General features: G+C 59.2%; 24 protein-coding genes and 1 pseudogene. 14 read left to right on the top strand and 11 right to left on the bottom strand.

What is annotated here, in order from left to right; all coding sequences use genetic code 11:
• Positions 1 to 7: 7 nt before the first annotated feature.
• Both PMI29_RS09535 and PMI29_RS09540 read right to left on the bottom strand, forming a co-directional pair.
• Positions 8 to 1,375 (bottom strand): DUF1329 domain-containing protein, encoded by a 1,368-nt coding sequence (locus PMI29_RS09535; RefSeq protein ID WP_008000622.1) that lies wholly within the window; start codon positions 1,373 to 1,375, stop codon positions 8 to 10.
• 23 nt (positions 1,376 to 1,398) lie between these two features.
• Entirely contained in the window at positions 1,399 to 3,192 is a 1,794-nt protein-coding gene (locus tag PMI29_RS09540; RefSeq protein ID WP_008000620.1) for a DUF1302 domain-containing protein, read from the bottom strand.
• 590 nt (positions 3,193 to 3,782) lie between these two features.
• On the opposite strand from PMI29_RS09540, the gene PMI29_RS09545 reads away from it, so the two are divergent.
• Entirely contained in the window at positions 3,783 to 4,553 is a 771-nt protein-coding gene (locus tag PMI29_RS09545; protein WP_008000618.1) for an N-acetylmuramoyl-L-alanine amidase, read from the top strand.
• A 73-nt stretch (positions 4,554 to 4,626) separates the two neighbouring features.
• Here the strand turns inward: PMI29_RS09545 and PMI29_RS09550 are convergent, their stop codons facing one another.
• From PMI29_RS09550 to PMI29_RS09565, 4 genes are all read right to left on the bottom strand, one after another.
• A complete protein-coding gene (locus tag PMI29_RS09550) occupies positions 4,627 to 5,538 on the bottom strand; it encodes an SDR family oxidoreductase (protein WP_008000616.1) in 912 nt (303 codons plus the stop codon).
• Positions 5,539 to 5,736: 198 nt separating this feature from the next.
• Complete coding sequence (locus tag PMI29_RS09555; protein WP_008000614.1) at positions 5,737 to 6,639, bottom strand: alpha/beta fold hydrolase; 903 nt, start codon at positions 6,637 to 6,639, stop codon at positions 5,737 to 5,739.
• Positions 6,639 to 7,421, bottom strand: a complete 783-nt coding sequence (locus PMI29_RS09560) for a class II aldolase/adducin family protein (RefSeq protein ID WP_008000612.1) — start codon at positions 7,419 to 7,421, stop codon at positions 6,639 to 6,641. The genes PMI29_RS09555 and PMI29_RS09560 overlap by 1 nt, the downstream gene beginning before the upstream one ends.
• 225 nt (positions 7,422 to 7,646) lie before the next feature.
• Positions 7,647 to 8,102, bottom strand: coding sequence for a flavodoxin (locus tag PMI29_RS09565; RefSeq protein WP_008000606.1), 456 nt, complete (start codon positions 8,100 to 8,102; stop codon positions 7,647 to 7,649).
• A 102-nt stretch (positions 8,103 to 8,204) separates the two neighbouring features.
• Between PMI29_RS09565 and PMI29_RS09570 the strand changes: the two genes are divergently transcribed.
• Complete coding sequence (locus tag PMI29_RS09570; protein WP_008000603.1) at positions 8,205 to 8,681, top strand: PAS domain-containing protein; 477 nt, start codon at positions 8,205 to 8,207, stop codon at positions 8,679 to 8,681.
• A gap of 54 nt (positions 8,682 to 8,735) precedes the next feature.
• A complete protein-coding gene (locus PMI29_RS09575) occupies positions 8,736 to 9,341 on the top strand; it encodes a hypothetical protein (protein ID WP_008000601.1) in 606 nt (201 codons plus the stop codon).
• A 3-nt stretch (positions 9,342 to 9,344) separates the two neighbouring features.
• Here the strand turns inward: PMI29_RS09575 and PMI29_RS09580 are convergent, their stop codons facing one another.
• Entirely contained in the window at positions 9,345 to 10,304 is a 960-nt protein-coding gene (locus tag PMI29_RS09580; RefSeq protein ID WP_008000599.1) for a MerR family transcriptional regulator, read from the bottom strand.
• A 153-nt stretch (positions 10,305 to 10,457) separates the two neighbouring features.
• On the opposite strand from PMI29_RS09580, the pseudogene PMI29_RS31320 reads away from it, so the two are divergent.
• The 7 genes and pseudogenes from PMI29_RS31320 to PMI29_RS09610 form a co-directional block, all read left to right on the top strand.
• Positions 10,458 to 10,610: pseudogene (locus PMI29_RS31320) on the top strand (antibiotic biosynthesis monooxygenase); the annotation flags it as partial.
• Between the two features lie 91 nt (positions 10,611 to 10,701).
• Positions 10,702 to 11,412 (top strand): dihydromonapterin reductase, encoded by a 711-nt coding sequence (gene folM / locus PMI29_RS09585; protein WP_008000594.1) that lies wholly within the window; start codon positions 10,702 to 10,704, stop codon positions 11,410 to 11,412.
• 20 nt (positions 11,413 to 11,432) lie between these two features.
• Positions 11,433 to 11,993 (top strand): GTP cyclohydrolase I FolE, encoded by a 561-nt coding sequence (gene folE / locus PMI29_RS09590; RefSeq protein WP_008000593.1) that lies wholly within the window; start codon positions 11,433 to 11,435, stop codon positions 11,991 to 11,993.
• Between the two features lie 2 nt (positions 11,994 to 11,995).
• Positions 11,996 to 12,367, top strand: a complete 372-nt coding sequence (gene folX / locus PMI29_RS09595) for a dihydroneopterin triphosphate 2'-epimerase (protein WP_008000591.1) — start codon at positions 11,996 to 11,998, stop codon at positions 12,365 to 12,367.
• A 97-nt stretch (positions 12,368 to 12,464) separates the two neighbouring features.
• On the top strand, positions 12,465 to 12,761 hold the full coding sequence (locus PMI29_RS09600) for a DUF1244 domain-containing protein (protein ID WP_008000589.1): 297 nt from the start codon (positions 12,465 to 12,467) through the stop codon (positions 12,759 to 12,761).
• The gene (locus PMI29_RS09605) at positions 12,754 to 13,092 is read left to right on the top strand and encodes a HopJ type III effector protein (RefSeq protein WP_008000588.1); all 339 of its coding nucleotides are present in this window, start codon (positions 12,754 to 12,756) and stop codon (positions 13,090 to 13,092) included. The genes PMI29_RS09600 and PMI29_RS09605 overlap by 8 nt, the downstream gene beginning before the upstream one ends.
• 222 nt (positions 13,093 to 13,314) lie before the next feature.
• Positions 13,315 to 14,565, top strand: coding sequence for a 2-aminoadipate transaminase (locus tag PMI29_RS09610; RefSeq protein ID WP_008000586.1), 1,251 nt, complete (start codon positions 13,315 to 13,317; stop codon positions 14,563 to 14,565).
• 228 nt (positions 14,566 to 14,793) lie between these two features.
• Here the strand turns inward: PMI29_RS09610 and trxB are convergent, their stop codons facing one another.
• Positions 14,794 to 15,750, bottom strand: coding sequence for a thioredoxin-disulfide reductase (trxB, locus tag PMI29_RS09615; RefSeq protein WP_007970300.1), 957 nt, complete (start codon positions 15,748 to 15,750; stop codon positions 14,794 to 14,796).
• 315 nt (positions 15,751 to 16,065) lie between these two features.
• Between trxB and cysZ the strand changes: the two genes are divergently transcribed.
• The gene (cysZ, locus tag PMI29_RS09620; RefSeq protein WP_008000581.1) at positions 16,066 to 16,818 is read left to right on the top strand and encodes a sulfate transporter CysZ; all 753 of its coding nucleotides are present in this window, start codon (positions 16,066 to 16,068) and stop codon (positions 16,816 to 16,818) included.
• 57 nt (positions 16,819 to 16,875) lie between these two features.
• Positions 16,876 to 18,075, top strand: a complete 1,200-nt coding sequence (locus tag PMI29_RS09625; RefSeq protein ID WP_008000579.1) for a glycosyltransferase family 4 protein — start codon at positions 16,876 to 16,878, stop codon at positions 18,073 to 18,075.
• A gap of 119 nt (positions 18,076 to 18,194) precedes the next feature.
• Here PMI29_RS09625 and PMI29_RS09630 read toward each other — a convergent pair whose 3' ends face one another.
• The 3 genes from PMI29_RS09630 to PMI29_RS09640 all read right to left on the bottom strand — a co-directional run bounded on the left by PMI29_RS09630 (position 18,195) and on the right by PMI29_RS09640 (position 20,587).
• Complete coding sequence (locus PMI29_RS09630) at positions 18,195 to 19,298, bottom strand: NADH:flavin oxidoreductase (RefSeq protein WP_008000578.1); 1,104 nt, start codon at positions 19,296 to 19,298, stop codon at positions 18,195 to 18,197.
• A 198-nt stretch (positions 19,299 to 19,496) separates the two neighbouring features.
• Complete coding sequence (locus tag PMI29_RS09635; RefSeq protein ID WP_008000576.1) at positions 19,497 to 19,979, bottom strand: glutathione peroxidase; 483 nt, start codon at positions 19,977 to 19,979, stop codon at positions 19,497 to 19,499.
• 122 nt (positions 19,980 to 20,101) lie between these two features.
• Positions 20,102 to 20,587, bottom strand: coding sequence for an FKBP-type peptidyl-prolyl cis-trans isomerase (locus PMI29_RS09640; protein WP_008000574.1), 486 nt, complete (start codon positions 20,585 to 20,587; stop codon positions 20,102 to 20,104).
• Here PMI29_RS09640 and PMI29_RS0130320 point away from each other — a divergent pair.
• Both PMI29_RS0130320 and PMI29_RS09645 read left to right on the top strand, forming a co-directional pair.
• The gene (locus tag PMI29_RS0130320) at positions 20,556 to 20,882 is read left to right on the top strand and encodes a DUF3565 domain-containing protein (protein ID WP_033052545.1); all 327 of its coding nucleotides are present in this window, start codon (positions 20,556 to 20,558) and stop codon (positions 20,880 to 20,882) included. The two genes, PMI29_RS09640 and PMI29_RS0130320, sit on opposite strands and share 32 nt — an antisense overlap.
• A 61-nt stretch (positions 20,883 to 20,943) precedes the next feature.
• Positions 20,944 to 21,131: AAA family ATPase (locus PMI29_RS09645; RefSeq protein ID WP_008000572.1), on the top strand; the 188-nt coding region annotated here is incomplete at its 3' end.

Here is a 21,131-nt window from a genome sequence, read left to right as displayed (position 1 = left end):
AGGAAACCTACCTGACCCCCGTGCTACGTAAAGCCGCTGGTGTGTAGTCCCCGGCTTTTGCATCGATGTTGAATTCGAAGCTGCGCTTCTCTTCGTTCTTCATCCCCAGGGCGATATAGCGACCGGCAATCAGGTCATACAGCGCTTCGACGGTGTAGGCCGGCACCTGGTGATCGTAGTAGAACTGGGCATGCCCTTCGGCGACGCGCCAGAGCTGGCCACGCCCGTCGTAGTGATCGGCCAGCGCCACTTGCCAGCTGTCTTCATCGATGTACATGTGGCGCTTGGCGTACACGTGCCGCTCGCTCGGCTTGACCGTGGCGACGACTTCCCAGACCCGGTGCAACTCATAGCGCGTCAGGTCCTGATTGATGTGCCCGGCCTTGATCACATCGGTGTACTTGAGGTCTGGCGAGTCGAGCTTGTAGCTGTTGTAGGGGATGTACATCTCCTTTTTGCCGATCAGTTTCCAGTCGTAGCGATCCGGTGCGCCGGAAAACATGTCGAAGTTGTCGGTGGTGCGCAGGCCGTCGGATGAGGTGCCGACGCCGTCATAAGCGACCTGTGGCGCACGCCGTACTCGACGCTGACCAGCGTTGTAGATCCAGGCCTTGCGCGGTTCCTTGACCTGGTCGAGGGTCTCGTGAACCAGCAACACGTTGCCCGCCAGCCGCGCCGGCGCAGTCACTTCCTGCTTGAAATAGTTGAGGACGTTATCGTCACTGCCCGGCTTCAGATCACCGAGCAACGACGGCACGGCGACTTCGTCCTTGAAGCGGATCACGGTGAAATCGCCATTGGACTGCGGTGTCGCCTGGGTAATGGTGCGGCGCAGATTGCCGCCGTGGTAACGGGTGACATGGTTCCAGATCACTTCCACGCCATTCTTTGGAATCGGGAACGCGTAGTAGCGATTGCCGGTGAAGTTGGCCAGACCGTTACCGTCGTTGATCGGTGTTACGTTCAGTGCGCTGCGTTTGGCCGACTCATATATCTCGGCCGGTAACGCCACGGTGCGGTGGCTGGGATAGACCGGAATTTTGTAAGTCTCGGGATAGCGTTTGAACATCGCGATCTGGCCGTCGGAGAGCTTGTCCTTGTACTTGTCGACGGTCGCTGCGGTGATCACGAACAACGGCTTTTCGTTGGCGAACGGGTCAGCCAGGAAACCTTTGCTGTCCACCGCGCCAGCATTTTTCGGGATGCCGCCGGTCCAGGCTGGAATCGAGCCATCGGCATTGCCGGCCTTCTCGGCACCGAGCGGTGTAAGACTGGTGCCGAGCTTGTTGGCCTCTTCCGGCAGCACCGCAGCCATCACGTTGGCGGTCAGCAACCCGAGGGTCAGCGCGCCTAATTGCAGAATCATCTTGCGCATTGAAATCATCCTTTTCAGCCAGATCAGAAATTCACGCCAAAGCTCAACGCCACGAAGTCACGGTCGGTGAGGACGTTGAAGTCCCCACCGAAAAAGTCGGTGTAACTGAGGCTCGCTGTGTAGGTGTTGCGATAGTCCGCATCGACACCGAGGCTGACGGCCTTGGCGCCTTCGTTGAACAGACCGTTGGGGCCAAAGCCGGAGACATCGTGGGACCACGAGAGGTTGGGTCTGAAATTGATCCCGGCGATCAGGTTGTTGTAATCGAGGATGGCCCTGGCGCGATAACCCCATGAAGTCGAGGTCACGAAACCGTCGGTATTGCCGCCGAAACCATACTGGCCATACACCGAGTCGCGGCCGTAGCGCAGTTTGGTACGTGCTTCCAGACCACCGACCCGAACCACCGCCGCCTCGCCCACCAGGGTCAGGCGATCCGCACCCGCGACCTGATCGATGAAGTGCGTCAGGGTGCTCTGGATCTGCGTCACTTCCTTGCGGCGATAACCTTTGTTGTCAGCCCCCGGTGACGTGGCGATGGGCGATGCTGCGCCGCCTGCAATCGGATTGAGCATGGCCAGGGTCAGGTCATTGGTGTTGACCTGCACCGGGAGGTTGGGGCGGTAGCTGATTTCCCCGTTCCACGCGGTGCCGGTAGACAAGGTGGTGGAGAAGCTGGCGCCGTAGAGGCGGATGTCCTCCGGGTACTCGAGGTAATACTGGCCGCGACCGAGCATCACACTTTGGGCCAGGCCTGAACCGGTGCCGGGGGCGATTCGGTTGGCAGCGGCTACGATTCCCGGAATGCTTGCCAGCGTACTGAGCCCGGCGGTGGTGGTCCCGACGTTGGGGCTGCGGCTGTGGTAGTTCAGGAAGTACAGGCCGTACTCGGTGTCGTCCCCCAGCCAGCGCAACGCCGTACCCCACTGTCCGGAGTCCCGGGCATCACGGTCGCCGCCACGGGGAACGATCACGCCCTCTTTGCTGACCTCGAAGCCCTGGCCAAAGGCTGCAGCAATCGGCTGCAGCGGTGCAATCGCCGGGCTGGCGACGGTGTAGCCCTTGTTGCAGCCATCCGCCACCACATCGACACCAAAGAAGGTGCCACAGTTATCGACGACCGTCTGGTCCCATTCCAGTTGATAGAAGCCCTCCACGGTCAACTTCTCCGTCAGGCCCTGGGAGGCGAACAGCATGTTGACCGGGATCAGGCCCTCCTTGATCTCGGCTCCTGGGCGACGGAACGCGGACACGTCGACCGGATTGATGCTGTTGATCGAGTTGCCGATGAAGGTGCTCTCACCCCAACTGACCACCTGCTTGCCGGCACGCACCGTGCCCGGCAAATCGGCTAGGGAGTAGTTGTGATAGACGAATGCGTCGAGGATTTGTCCGCCTGAAGACTTGGCGCCTTCTTTGCGATTGTGATCGCTGATGTCCTTGAATGGGCGGCTTTCATCCTTCAGTTCAAAGTCGTACCAGTACTTGCCACGCACAAACGCACCGGTGTCGCCGTACTTCAGTTCGAGGTCATGAATCCCCTTGAAGATCTTCGAGAAGGTTTCACCCTTCTTGAAGTTCAGTCGCCCGTCGTCACCGGTCGAAGACTGGCCGGAACCGCCATTGACGATGCCCACCAGGTCGTTATCCGCATCACGCATGCCCCAGCTCGCGCCGACCGACAGCGAGGAATCGAACGTCCCCTCGATTTCCCCGATGTTGAACGAAATGGCCTGTGCCTGGGCACAGCAGCCTAATGCAACCGCAGCCGCCAGCGCCTGCGGTTTGAAGATGGCGCGCATTGTTGTTTTTGTCATGCGTCTTCCCCGGTGAGTGACAGAAGGCCTCACCCTACTGCCGGGCATCGGGGTCGATAAGCGCACCAAGGAGGTATTCGTGGTGTACCTCTTAAGGATGACTGGCACAGGGTCATCACCCGGACGAGTACCCGATTCCTGACTGTTGCCGGGGCTGCAACAGTGCATGTCCGTAATTGGTATTTTTCCTGCGACACTAAGGGCTTACTCTTGCCTGGCTGCCACGGTAAACCGCCGCAAGGCACGATGTACCGGCCTGCGCCGTGACTGAAAGATTTCAGATGAATTGAGGATTCGGTTCATCGCCCCGCGCTCACTGACGTTGATTTGTAGCTCCTGATCCAACGTCTTACCTTGGCCGCTGCGTTTGCAGCGGCCTTTTTTATGGGCGATGGTTTTTGATCAGTAACGGCTGCCTGTCAGTACCCCCTGACCATCCAGGCAAAACTTCGCATGCCTACCTTTCTTTCAGAAAGCACCTACAAGCCTAGGTAAACACCTAGAGCACTCCAGCCATTAAGTTGACCAGCAAGTCGGCGAACAACTTTTGACTTCGTCCGACTTCAAACTTACTTATAGCGAGTGCAACGATGAAACCAATCAACTACAACCAATATCGCTCAATCCGAAGTGTCAACAGTCGAGTACGCTTTCTGATTTTTCACTACACGGCCGCTAACTTTTCAAGTTCTGTCAGTGCCCTGACCGGCCCGAATGTCAGCGCTCACTATCTGATTCCGGATATCACTGATCCCGGTTACCTGAAAGCCGGTTATACCGGGCAGGAAACTTTCAACCTGGTGAATGAAACCCACCGCGCGTGGCACGCGGGTGTCAGTCAGTGGGGTAACCGCAGCAATCTGAATGACACGTCCATCGGCATTGAAATCGTCAACCTGGCGACTGACAACAAAGGCGAGTTCACCTTCCCGCCCTATCACCCTGAGCAGATTGCCGCGATTGAACAACTGGCGCTGAACATCCTCAAGCGTTACCCGGATATCACTCCGACCCAGGTTTTGGGCCACTCCGATGTTTCAATCGGCCGCAAAAGTGACCCGGGGCCGATGTTTCCCTGGCAGGCGCTGTACTTGAAAGGCGTCGGCGCCTGGTTCGATGCAACCACTCGGGACGAGTATCTGTGCCAATACAACACATCGGGCGTACCAGTCCGAAGTGAATTGCTGGGGCTGTTCAAATCCTATGGATATGATGTGTCGGGCGCGTCAACGGAAGGCGGTTTCCAACAGTTGGTGCGGGCATTCCAGATGCATTTTCGCCCGGAAAAATTCGATGGAAAAATGGACGCGCAAACAGCCGCCAATCTGAAGGCACTGGTAGTCAAATACTTTCCCGGCTGATCGGTAGCAAACGGCTCCCGGCCGAAAAATGCAACAACCGGCAAGGTCAGTCAATGCGACCTTGCCAGCGCTATCAGAGCGTATACCTCTGCAAATTCCCCATCATTTCCTTCAGCGCTTCGATGTTGTCTTTCGGATGCGCCGCGCCTTCGAAGTCGCAAATCTGTTGCCAGTGCGCGGCCACGTCTTCCGGGGAGAAACCCGCCCGTGGATCGAACCCGGCACCGAGACTGCGCTCCCAGCGGACCTTGCCCATCCAGCCGCCGCCGACTTCAAACAGACCGGAGGTTTCCTGGCAGTTCTCACTGGCCAGGTACACCACCAGCGGGCTGACCAGTTCCGGCTTGAGCTGCTCGAAGACTTGCGGCGGGATCAGGCCTTCGGTCATGCGCGTGCCGCCGGTGGGGGCGATGGCGTTGACCAGGATGTTGTTCTTGCGGCCTTCGATGGCCAGGGTGCGGGTCAGGCCATAGAGACCGAGCTTGGCCATGCCGTAGTTGGACTGGCCGAAGTTGCCATAGATACCCGAGGTCGACGCGGTGAAAATCACCCGGCCGTAGTTCTGCTCGCGCATGTGCGACCAGGCGGCGCGGGTGACTTTGTAGGCACCTTCGACATGGACGCGGTAAACCAGGTCCCAGTCGGCGTCATCCATTTTGTGGAAGGTCTTGTCACGCAGGATCCCGGCGTTGTTGACCACCACGTCGACGCGACCGAAGACGTCCAGGGCGTGCTGGACCAGTTTGTCACCGTCAGTGACCGAGTCGTGGTTGGCCTCGGCGATGCCGCCGGCCTCGCGAATGTCCGCTACCACGCGGTCAGCGGCCGAAGCGTTGGCACCTTCGCCCTGGGTCGAGCCGCCGAGATCGTTGACCAGCACCTTGGCGCCCTGTTTGGCGAACAGCAGTGCATGCGCCCGTCCCAGGCCGCCACCGGCACCGGTGATGATCACGACTTTATCTTCGAAGCGCACAGACTCATTCATGGGGGACTCCAGCAGGCCAAGGGACTATGAGTCCGAGTTTCAGGCACGGCGAAGCGGGTCACAATGAACACGGGGTAGGCTGAATGGTGTGCGATAAGGCTGGGGGATGATTGAAAGAGAAATAGACATGAACCCTGTGGCGGGGGGGAACACGGTTCAGTTAAGGGTTCTGTAGGAGCAAGCTCGCTCCTACAGGGTTCAGGAACACGCCACCTTGCGCGGTGGCAAGAGCAGTTGATCGCGAAACGCCAGGTAGTGCTTGAGCACCTCGCCGGGAGCCTCGATTTGCGGGTAGTGGCCGATGTCGGGCAATACGACCGTGTCCGCCTCCGGGATCAGCTCCCGGTAACGCTCGACCATGTGCACGCCGGAGACCGGATCGACCCCGCCATCGATTACCCGCAGCGGCACTTCACCGCGTTGCATCGCGCTCACCCAGCGGTTGCGCCAGACGCGTCGCTCCGGGATGTAGGCAATCAATTTATGCATGATCCGTGGCCCGCGATGGCTTTCCACCAGACTCCAGAAATCATCCATCTGGCTTTCACTGGGACGGGTTTGCGGACCGAATATCTGCCGAAAGCCTCTCACCAGGCCATCACGACTGAAGGCGCGGCCAATCATCCAGCCCAAAGGGCTGAGCAAGAGTTTTTGCATCAGTACCGGGCGATGGGTTTCCGGAAACAACCCGCCGTTGAGAAACACGCAACTGGCCAGCTTCACTCGTGACTCGTAGTGCCGGGCCAGCAGTTCCTGGGCCACGCTGTCGCCGTAATCGTGGGCGAGCAGGTGCACCGGCTGCTCGACATTCAGGTGTTCAAGCAATGCCTGTTGCAGATCCGCTTGCTCCAGCAGGCTGTACTCATGATTTGTCGGTTTGGCCGAATCGCCGAAGCCCAGCATGTCGCAAGCGATCACGCGAAAACGCTGGGTCAATGGCTGCCACAGGTAATGCCAGTCCCAACTGGCAGACGGAAAGCCGTGAATGAGCAACAGCGGCTCACCCTGCCCTGCTGCCCAGTAACGGATGCTCTGGCCATGGAACTCGAACGTCTGACTGCGTTTGCGCCAGACACACAGGGGGATCTCGGCGAGCACCATCAGAGTTTATAACCCGGATCCAGCTTATCGAGTTTGCGCAGCAGCGCCGGCCAGGCCAGCGCTCCGCCCATGCCTTGAGCACTTCGGGTGACACCCGCGATCATGGCTTTGGCGCCGGCGAGAATCTGCGGATCGATGGTGATCAGTTCAGCGGCACCGTTCTGCGCCATGACCTGAATGTCGCAGGCTCGCTGAAAGGTAAGCATCATCAGGAACGTATCGGCGATGGTGCTGCCACAAGTCAGCAGACCGTGGTTATGCAGCATCAGAAAATTGTTTTCACCGAGGTCGGCTTGCAGCCGCACTTTCTCCTCATGGTTGAGCGCCACGCCTTCGTAGGCGTGGTAGGCCAGGCTGGAAAGCACGAACAACGACTGCTGGCTGATCGGTAAAACACCCTGCTTCTGCGCCGACACCGCAACCCCCGAGGCCATGTGGGTGTGGAGCACGCAAACGACATCGTGACGGACTTCATGCACGGCGCTGTGGATGGTGTAGCCCGCCGGATTGATCTCGTAAGGACTGTCCATCAGCTTGTTGCCGGCCTGATCCACCTTGACCAGGCTTGACGCGGTAATTTCGTGAAACATCAACCCGAACGGGTTGATCAGGAAATCTTCGGTGCCGGGCACCTTGGCGGAGATATGGGTGAAGATCAGGTCATCCCAACCATGTTGAGCGACCAGGCGATAACAGGCCGCCAGATCGACGCGGGTCTGCCACTCGGCGGCACTGACCTGGTCTTGGACACTGTGTGGCGATTGGACGGGAGCGACAGTCACGGCAAGGAGCCTCGGTGTTTTTATGATGGAGTGTTTCCAATGCTTACCGAGTCTAGTCAGCCCTTGAGGTTCGTGTAGTTGCATTGGCAGCCAGCTTTATGGCCCAGCGAGTCAGCCGCCCTGCCGCCTTGGATCCATCTCAAATGACCGGCGACGGCAAGGGTCTGACAGGCAGGTTTTACCGCACTGGCAGAACCCTGACTGGCATGGATGGCGGGGTGACGGTCAGGTGCGCAGTGCGCTGATCAGGTCCGCCAGCCAAGGCTCGGCGTCCGTCTCGGGGGTCACGGTTTCGCTGGCATCCAGGCGCAGCATCGGCAGTACTTCGCGAATGCCCAGCTCACCGAACAATTCGCGCATCTGCTCACCGCCGCCACAAAAAGTATCGCCATAGCTCGCATCGCCCAAACCGATCACCGCACCTGGCAAACCGCGCCAGGCCGCTGGCAATTGGTCGCGGATGGTCGAATACAGCGGTTGCAGGTTGTCCGGCAACTCGCCCATGCCGGTGGTCGATGTCACCGCCAGAAAGGCTTCAGGGCCAAACGCCTGGACATCGGCGAGAGTCGCACGCGGGTTGTGCCAGGTTTCGAAACCGGCGGCTTTCAACAGGCTGGCGGCGTGGCGGGCAACTTCTTCGGCCGTGCCGTACACCGAGCCGGAAATGATGGCGACTTTCATCTATCTGATCCTGAATCCGAGTAAAAGACCCGGATATTAACAGCACGGTCGTGATTGTTCTTTTAGAATGCAATCGACAATCAATCAGGAAAGGATACTCCGATGATTAATGCACAGCTGCTGCAAATGGTGATCAACGCCTCCAACGACGGTATCGTGATTGCCGAAAAGGAAGGCGATCAGGACAAAATCCTCATTTACGTCAACCCCGCGTTCGAACGCCTGACGGGGTACTCCAGCGAAGAAATCCTCTATCAGGATTGCCGCTTCCTGCAGTCGGGGGACCGCGACCAGGAAGCCTTGCCGTTGATTCGCGACGCCTTGAACCGAGAAGGTTCCTGCCGGGAAATATTGCGAAACTACCGCAAGGACGGCACACCGTTCTGGAATGAATTGTCCCTTTCAACGGTGAAAAACCCGGCAGATGGGCAAACCTATTTTATCGGTGTGCAGAAAGACGTCACCGTGCAGGTCAAGGCGCAACAGCGTGTGGCGCAGCTAGAGGGGCAGTTGGCTGAACTCCAGGCTGAGCTTGCTGCGCTCAAAGCGACGAACGGCATAAACCAAACCCTGAATTAATGGTCAGTAACTAGAATCACCACTGACTTTGTAACTATATCTTTCGAGCTGGCCATGCAACGCGACGCACTCCTGACCCAGGATGAGCTGGATTTCATCCAGACCATGCAACACAACCCGCAACTCAATGTGCGGGACGCAACGTCGAGCCTGGTCGTCAATGGTGGGTCGCAAATCCGTGACCTGCTCACCCGCCTGGTGGCCCATGAGCAGGTCACCATTCAAGCCAGTTTCGAAAACCAGCAAATGACCTTCCCCCTGCACCTGGTGGAAGACGAGTTTCATGCGCTGCATTTGCGCCTCGGTGTGCCGAGCATCTATGAAGACGGGCCGATGGTCAGGCCCTGGCGCCTGGTACTGGAAGAACCGGTAGCGCTGGAAAACGCCAAGGGTCAACCCGGCACCCTGTGGGTACACGAAGTGTCGTGCAAAGGAGTTTTGCTGGAGGTTCGCAACAAGACCAAGCCGCCAAAGCAATTCGCCTTGTGGTTCAGCCCGTCAGGCTATGAGCGGATTGCCTTGCGTGGCACTTTCGAGAAAGAAAACGAACAGGGCTTCTACGCCTATCAGCTGAGCCAGAGCGATACGGACGAAACCGAGCGTCTGCGCCAGTTCATCCTGCAACAGCATCGGTTGACGCATCCCGCGCTGCATCTCTGAACCTCAAGTATCCAGATTGCCCGCCAGGAACTGCTTCAGACGCTGGCTCATGACCTCCCCTTCATTGCCCAGGCAACCGATCGATGAGCCGGCCAGACTCTCCTGCGCCAGGTCAGCAGCATCGCCCGCCAGTAACAACTGACAATTGAGGCTTAAGGCCAGGCGATTTAAACGCCGGGGCAATTCGGCCACCGGTACCTGATTGGAAAACAGCACCAGCGCCTGGGGTTTGATCCGTTCACAGACCAGGTTCAACTCATCGAACGGCTGACCAATGGGCAGCACTCGAACCCTCGTTTGCGGGCAGCCCAGGAACAGTGCGGCGATCAGTAATTCGAGTTCCCGGCAATGGCCAGCCAGGGCACCGATGACCACTCGCTGTGGCCGGGAATCGCGCATCAACAGCAGGCGTTGCAACACCCGCGAACGCAGGAATCCATCAAGGAATATCCATTCGCTGGTCCCGCCGAATTGATCCTGGCGTTGCAGCAATTGCCTCCATACCGGGAGCAGAATGTCTTGAAACACCACCGCCAGGGAGTAGCTGGAAAAAACCTGTCCGTACACCTGCTCCAGCTGAACATCGTCAAACGCGCTGACGGCTACCCGGATCTGCTGTTGCCATTGCGCGCAGTCGGCCAGCACGAGGTCGTTGGGAATGATCTGGGACAGCGCTTGAAGCGGTGCCGCCCTGGCCAGCAACTTGCCGATCTTGCTGACGGCAGCACCACGCTCGATCCAGCCGAGAATTTTGCGGACACGCTCGATATCGGACATCGAGTACAGACGATGCCCACTTTCGGTGCGTGTTGGAACAATCAGGCCGTAGCGTCGTTCCCAGGCTCGAAGCGTGACCGGGTTGACGCCTGTCAGGCGCGCCACCTCGCGAATCGGAAAGAGCTGTTCCTGTTCAAGGGAGACTGCCTGCGGTACGCCTGAAGCTACGTCAGTAATGACAGGCATCTAAGGTTGTACGTCCATGTGCAGATGGGAACTCATTCTAACTCCGCTGCCCCATCGTGATTCAAGTTCATAATCGAAGAAAAGCGCTCAAAGACGAAGCCGGCAGAATCAGGAATAATCCTTGCTTGTTTCAAGCCGCAGCCCGACACCCCGGCGCTGCTGCCCCGCGTGTTCATCAGTACCCTGTGCCTGACGCCGCTGATGGTCTATTTCTTCATTCCCCTGTCGACCCGCCTGCTGGCCAATTGGCTGAACAGCACGCCGGTACGCCGTTTGCCCACCGAACCCGCCCCCCAAAACCACTGATAACCTTTGTGGGAGCGGGCCCGATTTGCATAATAGGTAGAGCGCTGCCGTCGCTGGTATAGTTTTGCTCTCACCGCGACGCGAGCCATTCATGACCTCTTCCGCAGCTCCAATCCTCATTACCGGCGCCGGCCAGCGTGTCGGCCTGCACTGCGCCCGGCGATTGCTGGAAGATGGCCATCGTGTGATTTTCAGCTACCGCAGCGAGCGGCCCGGCGTACAAACCCTGCGCGATCTGGGTGCGACGGCGGTGTTCGCGGACTTCTCCACCGAGACCGGAATCCTCGCCTTCATCAGCGAACTGAAAACCCATACCGACTGTTTACGGGCGATTGTCCACAACGCCTCCGAATGGCTGGCCGAAACACCGGACACCAACGCCGCAGCATTTACCCGCATGTTCAGCGTGCACATGCTGGCGCCCTACCTGATCAACCTGCATTGCGCCGACCTGCTGCAACGCTCGAGCCCTGCCGACATCGTGCACATCAGCGATGACGTGACCCGCAAGGGCAGCAGCAAGCACATTGGCTATTGCGCCAGCAAAGCCGGGCTCGACAGCCTGACCCTGTCCTTCGCCGCCAGGTACGCGCCGGCCATCAAGGTCAACGGGATCGCGCCAGCCCTGCTACTGTTCAACCCTGAAGACGACGCGGCCTACCGCGCCAAGGTGCTGGCCAAATCCGCACTGGGCATCGAACCCGGTTGCGAAGTGGTCTACCAGAGCCTGCGCTATCTGCTCGACAACCCTTATGTCACCGGCACCACCCTGACCGTCAACGGCGGAAGGCACATCAAATAAGTGTCCCGCGAGGATTTTCCATGACGTTATCCCTGCCCCAGAATTATCGAGAGATCCTCATCGGCCTCGGTGAAAATCCAGACCGCGAAGGCCTGCTCGACACCCCGGTGCGCGCAGCCAAAGCCATGCAGTACCTTTGCCATGGTTACGAGCAAAGTGTCGAAGAGATCGTCAATGGCGCGCTGTTCGCCTCCGACAACGATGAAATGGTGATCGTCGACAACATCGAGCTGTACTCGCTTTGCGAACACCACATCCTGCCCTTCATCGGCAAGGCGCATGTGGCTTATATTCCAACCGGCAAGGTGCTGGGCCTGTCGAAGATTGCGCGGCTGGTGGACATGTTCGCCCGGCGCCTGCAGATCCAGGAAAACCTCACCCGGCAAATCGCCGACGCGGTGCAACAGGTGACCGGCGCGGCCGGCGTCGCAGTGGTCATCGAGGCGCAGCACATGTGCATGATGATGCGCGGCATCGAGAAACAGAATTCAACCATGAACACCTCGGTGATGCTCGGTGCCTTCCGCGAGTCGAGCAACACCCGCCAGGAGTTCCTGCAATTGATTGGACGGAGCAAGTAGCAATGCCACAACTTCAGCCAGGCATGGCACGCATCCGGGTCAAAGACCTGTGCCTGCGTACCTTCATCGGTATCAACGAGGATGAAATCCTCAACAAGCAGGATGTGTTGATCAACCTGACCATTCTGTACGCGGCCCAGGAAGCGGTGCGTGACAACGACATCGACCACGCGTTGAACTACCGCACGATCACCAAGGCGATCATCGCCCATGTGGAAGGCAACCGCTTTGCGCTGCTCGAACGCCTGACCCAGGAAATTCTCGACCTGGTGATGGCCAACACCTCGGTGCTCTACGCCGAGGTCGAGGTCGACAAGCCCCACGCGCTGCGATTCGCCGAGTCGGTGTCGATAACACTCGCGGCAAGCCGCTAAGCTTCAAGCTTCAAGCTTCAAGCGGTAAGCTAGAAGCCACCGCAATCCATCTTGCAGCTTGAAGCTTGTCGCTCAAAGCTGTCTCGCAGAGACCCCCATGACCGATCAACAACGCCTGGAACTCGAAGCCGCCGCCTTTCGCCGGCTGGTGGCCCACCTGGACAGCCGCAAGGATGTACAGAACATCGACCTGATGAACCTCTCGGGTTTTTGCCGCAACTGCCTGTCCAAGTGGTACAAGGCCGCGGCCGACGAACGCCAGATCGAGGTCAGCCTCGACGAAGCCCGCGAAGTGGTTTACGGCATGCCGTACGCCGAATGGAAAGCCCAATACCAGCAAGAAGCCAGCGCCGACCAGCAAGCGGCTTTCGCCAAAGGAAAACCCAATGAGTGATTTGAACACCCTGCGCGCCAGCCTCGAGACCGGCGAACATGCCTTCGCCGACACCCTGGCTTTCATCGCCGCCGGTTACGACTATCTGCCTCAGGCCTTCAACAATGGCGGCGTGGAAAACGCGGCCGGGCAGAACGAAGGTTCGTGCAAGACCCTGGGTCTGGCGCTGCTCGAAGGTTTGAGCGATGAAGAAGCCCTGTTGGCGTTCGGCGAGCATTACCGTTCGGTTGTTGCCACACCTGAAGGCAGCGATCACGGCAACATCCGCGCGTTGATTGCCCATGGCCTGGCCGGTGTGAAATTTGCTCAGCAGCCGCTGACCCGCCGATAAATCTGTAGGAGCGAGCTTGCTCGCGAAAAACCCAAGAGCACCGCTGGGCATCTGGTTTTACGCGTAATCGTTCACCACCTTCGCGAGCAAGCTCGCTCCTACAGACGACCAACAGCACATCCTGACTTTTAAGATTGACCCGGCAACTTTATTTCGTTTGCCCCCTGCCACCGCTCCCGGCTTAGATAAAAAGAAGTCCTCCTTCTTCCGAGCCGGTCATTCATGCGCAGCGAAACCATCAGCCAGTCGATCAACATCGTTCACCCTGTCACGCTCAGCCACGGCAAGAATGCCGAGGTCTGGGACACCGATGGCAAACGCTACATCGACTTTGTCGGCGGCATCGGCGTATTGAACCTCGGCCATTGCCATCCGCGCATCGTCGAGGCCATTCGCGAACAAGCCACCCGACTGACCCACTACGCGTTCAACGCTGCGCCCCATGTGCCTTACCTCGAACTGATGGATCGCCTCAGCGCGTTCATGCCGGTGGGTTACCCGGTCAGCGGCATGCTCACCAACAGCGGCGCGGAAGCGGCGGAGAACGCCCTGAAGATCGTCCGTGGCGCCACCGGCCGCAGCGCGGTCATCGCCTTCGACGGCGCATTCCACGGCCGCACACTGGCCACACTCAACCTCAATGGCAAAGTCGCGCCGTACAAACAGAAAGTCGGCGTGCTACCGGGGCCGGTGTATCACCTGCCCTTCCCCAGCCAGGACAACGGCGTCACCTGCGCCGAAGCCCTCAAAGCCATGGAGCGCCTGTTCAGCGTCGAGATTGATGTCGAAGACGTCGCCTGCTTTATCGTCGAACCGGTGCAGGGCGAAGCAGGTTTCCTGGCCATGGACGTCGAATTCGCCCAGGCACTGCGCAAGTTCTGCGACGACAAGGGCATCGTGCTGATCGCCGATGAAATCCAGTCCGGCTTCGGCCGTACCGGCCAGCGCTTCGCGTTCTCGCGGCTGGGTATCGAACCGGATCTGATCCTGCTCGGCAAAAGCATCGCCGGCGGCGTTCCGCTGGGGGCGGTGGTCGGGCGCAAATCGCTGCTGGACAACCTGCCCAAGGGCGGACTCGGTGGCACCTATTCCGGCAATCCCATCGCCTGTGCAGCGGCACTGGCAACCCTCGATGAAATGACCGATGCCAACCTGCATGCCTGGGGCACACAACAGGAAGAAGCGATTGTCGGCCGCCATGCAACCTGGCGCGCGAACAAACTGACACCGTATCTGGGTCGCCTGACCGGTGTCGGCGCGATGCGCGGTATCGAGCTGATCAATGCCGATGGCTCGCCTGCGCCGGCTCAATTGACCCAACTGCTGGCCTTGGCGCGGGACGCGGGTCTGCTGCTGATGCCCAGCGGCAAATCTCGTCATATCGTCCGCCTGTTGGCGCCATTGACCATCGAAGCTGCGGTGCTGGAAGAAGGGCTGGATATTCTTGAAGCGTGCCTGGCAAAACTGGCTTGAAAGCAAATCCCACAAGGGATTTGCGGCCAGCACAACATTTGTGGGCGACATCAATTAATTGTGGGAGCGGGCTTGCTCGCGAAAGCGGTGGATCAGCCAGCATCAATGTTGAATGACACACCGCCTTCGCGAGCAAGCCCGCTCCCACACCGCAGTGTTATCAAGCATTAAATCGTGGGCATGAAAAAACCGGCCGAAGCCGGTTTTTTCATTTCGACGAAAGCAGAATCAAGCGTTCTGCAGATTGTCGAGATAACGCTCGGCATCCAGTGCCGCCATGCAACCAGCGCCGGCCGAGGTAATGGCCTGGCGGTAAACGTGGTCAGCCACGTCACCAGCAGCGAAGATACCTTCGAGGTTGGTGGCAGTGGCGTTGCCGTCACGGCCGCCCTGCACCACCAGGTAACCGTCTTTCAACGTCAGCTGACCTTCGAACAACGAAGTGTTCGGGGTGTGGCCGATGGCGATGAACACGCCGTCGACTTTCACTTCGTCGAAGCTGCCGTCGTTGTTCTTCAGGCGGGCACCAGTCACGCCCATGTTGTCGCCCAGTACTTCGTCCAGGGTCGCGTTCAGCTTCAGCTCGATCTTGCCTTCGGCTACACGGGCATTCAGCTTGTCGATCAGGATCTTCTCGGCGCGGAAGGTTTCGCGACGGTGGATCAGCGTGACTTTGCTGGCGATGTTGGCCAGGTACAGGGCTTCTTCAACAGCGGTGTTGCCGCCGCCGACCACAGCAACCGGCTTGTTGCGATAGAAGAATCCGTCGCAGGTTGCGCAGGCGGAGACGCCTTTGCCCATGAACGCTTCTTCCGATGGCAGGCCCAGGTAACGGGCGCTGGCGCCGGTGGCGATGATCAGGGCGTCGCAGGTGTAAGTCGCGCTGTCACCGGTCAGGGTGTAAGGCTTGGCGGCGAAGTCGACGGCATTGATGTGATCGAAAACGATCTCGGTTTCAAAACGTTCGGCGTGCTCGCGCATCCGCTCCATCAGCGCCGGGCCGGTCAGGCCGTGGACGTCGCCCGGCCAGTTGTCGACTTCGGTGGTGGTGGTCAGTTGACCGCCGGCCTGCATGCCGGTGATCAGCAGAGGCTTGAGGTTGGCACGGGCGGCATAGACCGCTGCGCTGTAACCGGCAGGGCCGGAACCGAGAATAATCACTCGCGAATGACGAACTTCAGACATGACCTGCTCCTGTTGACCGGCCCGGAACACCTGGCGCGGAACGCCGGATTGCCGGCGGGAATAAAAAAGAACGGTTGAAAGCACTTGGGGAAGGCTTGAACCCGACCGTCCTGTAAAAAGATTGGGTGCAGCGTATCGAGGGGGCGAAGATTAAGGAAATACGGTTTAACAATCCAGCTCATAGGTGGTCTCTATCCTGTAACCGTGATTATCAGGACGCCTTTGTTACAGTTAATGTCGATGCCGCTACCGCGCTTTCGTCCGTCAGGCAAAGCCGGTAAGGTCGGCGCGTTTTCCCTCTGCTCGGAGCACGTTATGCCCGCCCCTGTTCTGTCCGGCCCGCAATACCTGCGCGAAGGCCTCAAGCTGGTATTGAGCCCAAGCCTGCGTTTGTTTGTGCTGTTGCCGTTGGCAATCAACCTGGTGCTGTTCGTCGGATTGATTTACCTGGCCGGCCACCAATTCAGTCTGTGGGTCGATACGCTGATGCCGTCCCTGCCCGACTGGCTGAGTTTTCTCAGCTACATCCTCTGGCCGCTGTTCGTGGTGCTCGTCGTGCTGATGGTGTTTTTCACCTTTACCATGCTCGCCAACGTCATTGCCGCGCCATTCAACGGCTTCCTCGCGGAGAAAGTCGAAGTGGTGGTGCGCGGCACCGATGACTTTCCGGCGTTCAGCTGGGGCGAACTGATTGCGATGATCCCACGCACCCTGGCCCGGGAAATGCGCAAGCTCGGCTACTTTCTGCCCCGGGCGATCGGGCTGTTCATCCTCTCGTTCATCCCGGTGGTAAACATCATCGCCGCGCCGCTGTGGCTGTTGTTCGGGGTGTGGATGATGGCGATCCAGTACATCGACTACCCGGCGGACAACCACAAGCTGGGCTGGAACGAGATGCTTGGCTGGCTGCGCGAAAAGCGCTGGCAGAGCATGAGTTTTGGCGGGATTGTTTATCTGGTGTTGCTGATTCCGGTGGTCAACATCCTGATGATGCCGGCGGCGGTGGCGGGTGCGACGCTGTTCTGGGTGCGTGAGCGCGGCGCGGAAAACCTGGTGGCCCAGCGCTGAGCCATCACCGCCGGCACCTCGGTCACAAATCCATCATCCCGACGTCACACTGACGACATGGCCTCAGCCGACACTGAGGTCATGACGACAGCTCTGCATATCACCCTGATCACCGAAACCTTCCCTCCCGAAATCAATGGCGTGGCCAATACCCTTGGTCGCTTGTGCGACGGCTTGCGCGCGCGCGGGCACCAGGTGGAACTGGTGCGACCACGTCAAGGCTGTGACCAGCAGCTGGGCAGCGACGATGAATTGCTGCTGTGCCGTGGCTGGCCGCTTCCGGGTTACCCCGGCTTGCAGTGGGGGCAGTCGTCGATGCACAAGCTGCTGCGGCGCTGGACTCGTCACCGCCCGGACGTGCTCTACATCGCCACCGAGGGTCCGCTGGGCTTGTCGGCCTTGCGTGCGGCACGGCGACTGGGGATTTCCGTGGTCAGCGGGTTTCACACCAATTTCCAGCAGTACTCCAACCAGTACGGGCTTGGTTTGCTCACGCGCCTGCTGACTCACTACCTGCGCTGGTTCCACAACCGCTCGACCATGACCCTGGTGCCCAGCGTCAGCCAGCGCATGGAACTGGAGCGACGTCATTTCGAACGACTGGCGTTGCTGTCCCGAGGGGTCGACAGCGAATTGTTTCACCCGGCCAAACGCTTGAATGCCCTGCGCGAGCAATGGGGACTGACCGAGGAGGACATCGCGGTCATTCATGTCGGGCGTCTGGCCCCGGAAAAAAACCTTGGCCTGCTCAAACGTACTTTCACTACCCTCAAGGCGAGTTATCCCCAGCGCACGCTGAAACTGATCGTGGTCGGTGACGGCCCGAAGCGCCAGGAATTTGAAAACGAAATGCCCGAGGCGATTTTCTGCGGCACGCAACGAGGTGAGGCACTGGCTTGTCACTATGCCTCGGGGGATGTGTTTCTGTTTCCGAGCCTGACCGAAACCTTTGGCAATGTGGTGCTTGAGGCACTTGCCTCGGGGCTCGGCGTAGTGGCCTACGACCAGGCGGCGGCCGCCCAGCATATTCGTCATGGCTACAACGGCGTATTGGCGATGCCGGCGGATGAAGAAGCGTTCTGCGATGCAGCGGCATGGCTGCTGGAGGACAGGGAAACCTTGCGCAATGTGCGCCTCAATGCGCGCCAGCATGCCAGTCGGCAGGGTTGGGCGACGATCATCGAGCAGTTCGAGGGGCAGTTGCGCGGGGCATGTGCCGGGGAGATGGTGGTGCCGAATGCACCGATTGTTCCCTGATTTTGTAGTGCTCTTTAGTCAGCCATCGCGAGCAAGCTCGCTCCCACAGGGGATTTGTGTACGACACAGAACCAATGTGGGAGCGAGCTTGCTCGCGATGAGGCCTTCCCGGTCGCCGCTTAAACCAGCGTCATCAACGCCTCACGGCTGAACGGCAGAATGTCTTCCTCACGACCATCGCGCACTTTCTGCGCCCAGTCCGGATCCACCAGCAAGGCACGACCGACCGCCACCAGGTCGAACTCATCGTTGTTCAAACGCTCCAGCAGTTTTTCCAGACTGGCCGGTTGCGCAACCTTGTCGGTGTTGACCATGAATTGCAGGAATTCGCCATCCAGGCCGACACTGCCCACGGTGATGGTCGGCTTGCCGGTGAGTTGGCGGGTCCAGCCGGCCAGGTTCAGTTCGGAACCGTCGAACTCCGGCTCCCAGAAGCGGCGGGTCGAGCAGTGGAAAATATCCACACCCGCATCGGCCAACGGCTTGAGGAACTCGCCCAGGGCCTCCGGGGTTAGCACCAGACGTGCGGTGTAGTCCTGCTGCTTCCATTGCGAGAAACGGAAGATGATCGGGAAACCTTCACCGACCGCGGCGCGCACGGCCTGAATCAATTCAATGGCGAACCGCGAACGGTTGGCCAGGCTACCGCCGTATTCGTCGGTACGCTGGTTGCTGCCTTCCCAGAAGAACTGGTCGATCAGGTAACCGTGGGCACCGTGAATTTCCACGCCGTCCATGCCAATGCTCTGGGCATCCTTGGCGGCCTGGGCGAACGCGGCGATCACGTCCTGGATATCCTCCCTGGTCATACCGTGCACCACGACCTGACCTTCCTTCACTTTTTCCGACGGGCCATAGCCCGGTACGCTCGCGTCCGGCTCGGTGCCGATACGGCGGACGCTGCCCACATGCCACAACTGCGGAACGATCTTGCCGCCTTCAGCGTGCACGGCGTCGACGACTTTTTTCCAGCCGGCCAGTGCCGCCTCACCATAGAAGTGCGGAACGTTCGGATAGCCGTTGGAAGCCTTGTGACCGACGGTGGTGCCTTCGGTGATGATCAGGCCGACGCCCGCAGCGGCGCGGCGACGATAGTATTCGATCACTTTGGAGTTCGGCACGCCGCCCGGAGAAAACGAGCGGGTCATCGGCGCCATGACGACGCGGGTCGGCAGTTCGAGGGTGCCGAGGTGGAACGGTTTGAACAGGGCTTTGACGGGCATGGGACGCTCCACAGGGAATGACTTTATGACGGCGATAATATGGAGGTTCGCGCGTACTGAACAGCACTATTGATTTAGGTGATGTAGGAGCGAGCTTGCTCGCGATGGTGGTCAACGATAACGCTGGCGGTCTGATGCCCCGCGGTGTTCCTATAACCATCGCGAGCGAGCTCGCTCCTACAGAGGGAGAGGAGAATTTCAGCGAAGCGCTTTTTCAATCGCGTGAACGATGGTCGGATCATCCGGCGCCGTGCGTGGCGAGAATCTCGCCAGTACGCGGCCATCCTTGCCGAGCAGGAACTTCTCGAAGTTCCAGGTGATGTCGCCGGGGAATTCCGCGCCCTCGCCCGCCAGCAAGCGGTACAACTGATGACGGTCATGCCCGTTGACTTCCAGCTTGCTGGACAACGGAAAGGTCACGCCATAGTTGAGGCTGCAGAAATCCTTGATCTCCTGCTCGCTCCCCGGTTCCTGTCCGGCAAACTGGTTGCACGGCAAGCCCAGCACACTGAAGCCTTTGCCCTTGTATTGCTGATAGAGGTTTTCCAGCGCCGCGTACTGCGGGGTCAAACCGCATTTGGAGGCGACGTTGACCACCAGTACAACTTGGCCTTTGAAAGGCGCCAGAGGTAGCTCCTGTCCATCCAGGGCTGTCAATTTAAGGTCGTGAAAAGCACTCATGACGTACTCCAGATTCCCGTGTTCTTCTCGAAACAGCCACTTGGCGGTGTCGTCAGGGACAGCCGCAGACTAAAAAGGCGCCCTCGGGGCGCCTCTCCAGTTATCTGAGCTTAGCGCAGAAATCAGTGGTGATGGCCACCTTCGCCATGGACGTGACCATGAGCGATTTCTTCCTGGCTGGCGTCACGGATAGCGACGATCTTGACCTGGAAATTCAGGCGCTGACCGGCCAACGGATGGTTGCCGTCAACGGTGACATCGTCGCCGTCCAGATCACGGATGGTCACGATCTGCATCTGGCCGTCCGGAGCGGAAGCGTGGAACTGCATGCCCACTTCCAGCTCGTCGACGCCTTCGAACATGCTGCGGCTCAGGGTGCTGACCAGTTCGGCCGCGTATTCGCCGTAAGCGTCTTCCGGTTCAACGGCTACAGTCAGCTCGTCGCCGACGGTCTTGCCTTCCAGAGCCTTTTCCAGGCCCGGGATGATGTTGCCTGCGCCTTGCAGGTAGACCAGCGGTGCGCCGCCGGCGGAGCTGTCGATGACCTCACCAGCGTCATTGGTCAGGGTATAGTCGATGGAGACAGCCTTATTGGCGGCGATCAGCATGGGGCGAGACCTTTTGCATAAGAAGATTGAAAGGCCAAGTTTAGCGAAGCAATCGTCCGAAAGCGAACACAACCCGGACAGACGGGATTCGACGATCACAGGCTTCCATCAGGACGAGGACGGACACTGGGTAGCCGAGCTTTCCTGCGGCCACACCCAACACCTGCGGCACCAGCCGCCATGGCAATCCCGGGCCTGGGTCATGGACCCTGCGCAGCGCCAGGAAAAAATAGGCCAACCCTTTGCCTGCGGTTGGTGCGCACAAGGCACGGTTAGCGATAACCTTGGCGACTGAATTTCGGTATTCGGCCAGCCATAGGTCGTAACCATTGCCATGCACCTTCCAGAGAATCCGCATGCAAACTTTTTTTATCGCACCCACCGATTTTGGCGTGGGCCTGACCTCCATCAGCCTCGGGCTGGTACGCACCCTTGAGCGCGCCGGGCTCAAGGTCGGCTTTTTCAAACCGATTGCCCAGCCACATCCGGGCGACACGGGCCCGGAACGTTCCACCGAACTGGTGGCGCGTACCCATGGCTTGAA

Source organism: Pseudomonas sp. GM49 (genome assembly GCF_000282355.1).
In the GTDB taxonomy this organism is placed as follows: domain Bacteria; phylum Pseudomonadota; class Gammaproteobacteria; order Pseudomonadales; family Pseudomonadaceae; genus Aquipseudomonas.
The sequence above is the reverse complement of the archived record's forward strand: the minus strand, read 5'-3'. Positions and strand labels throughout refer to the sequence as shown.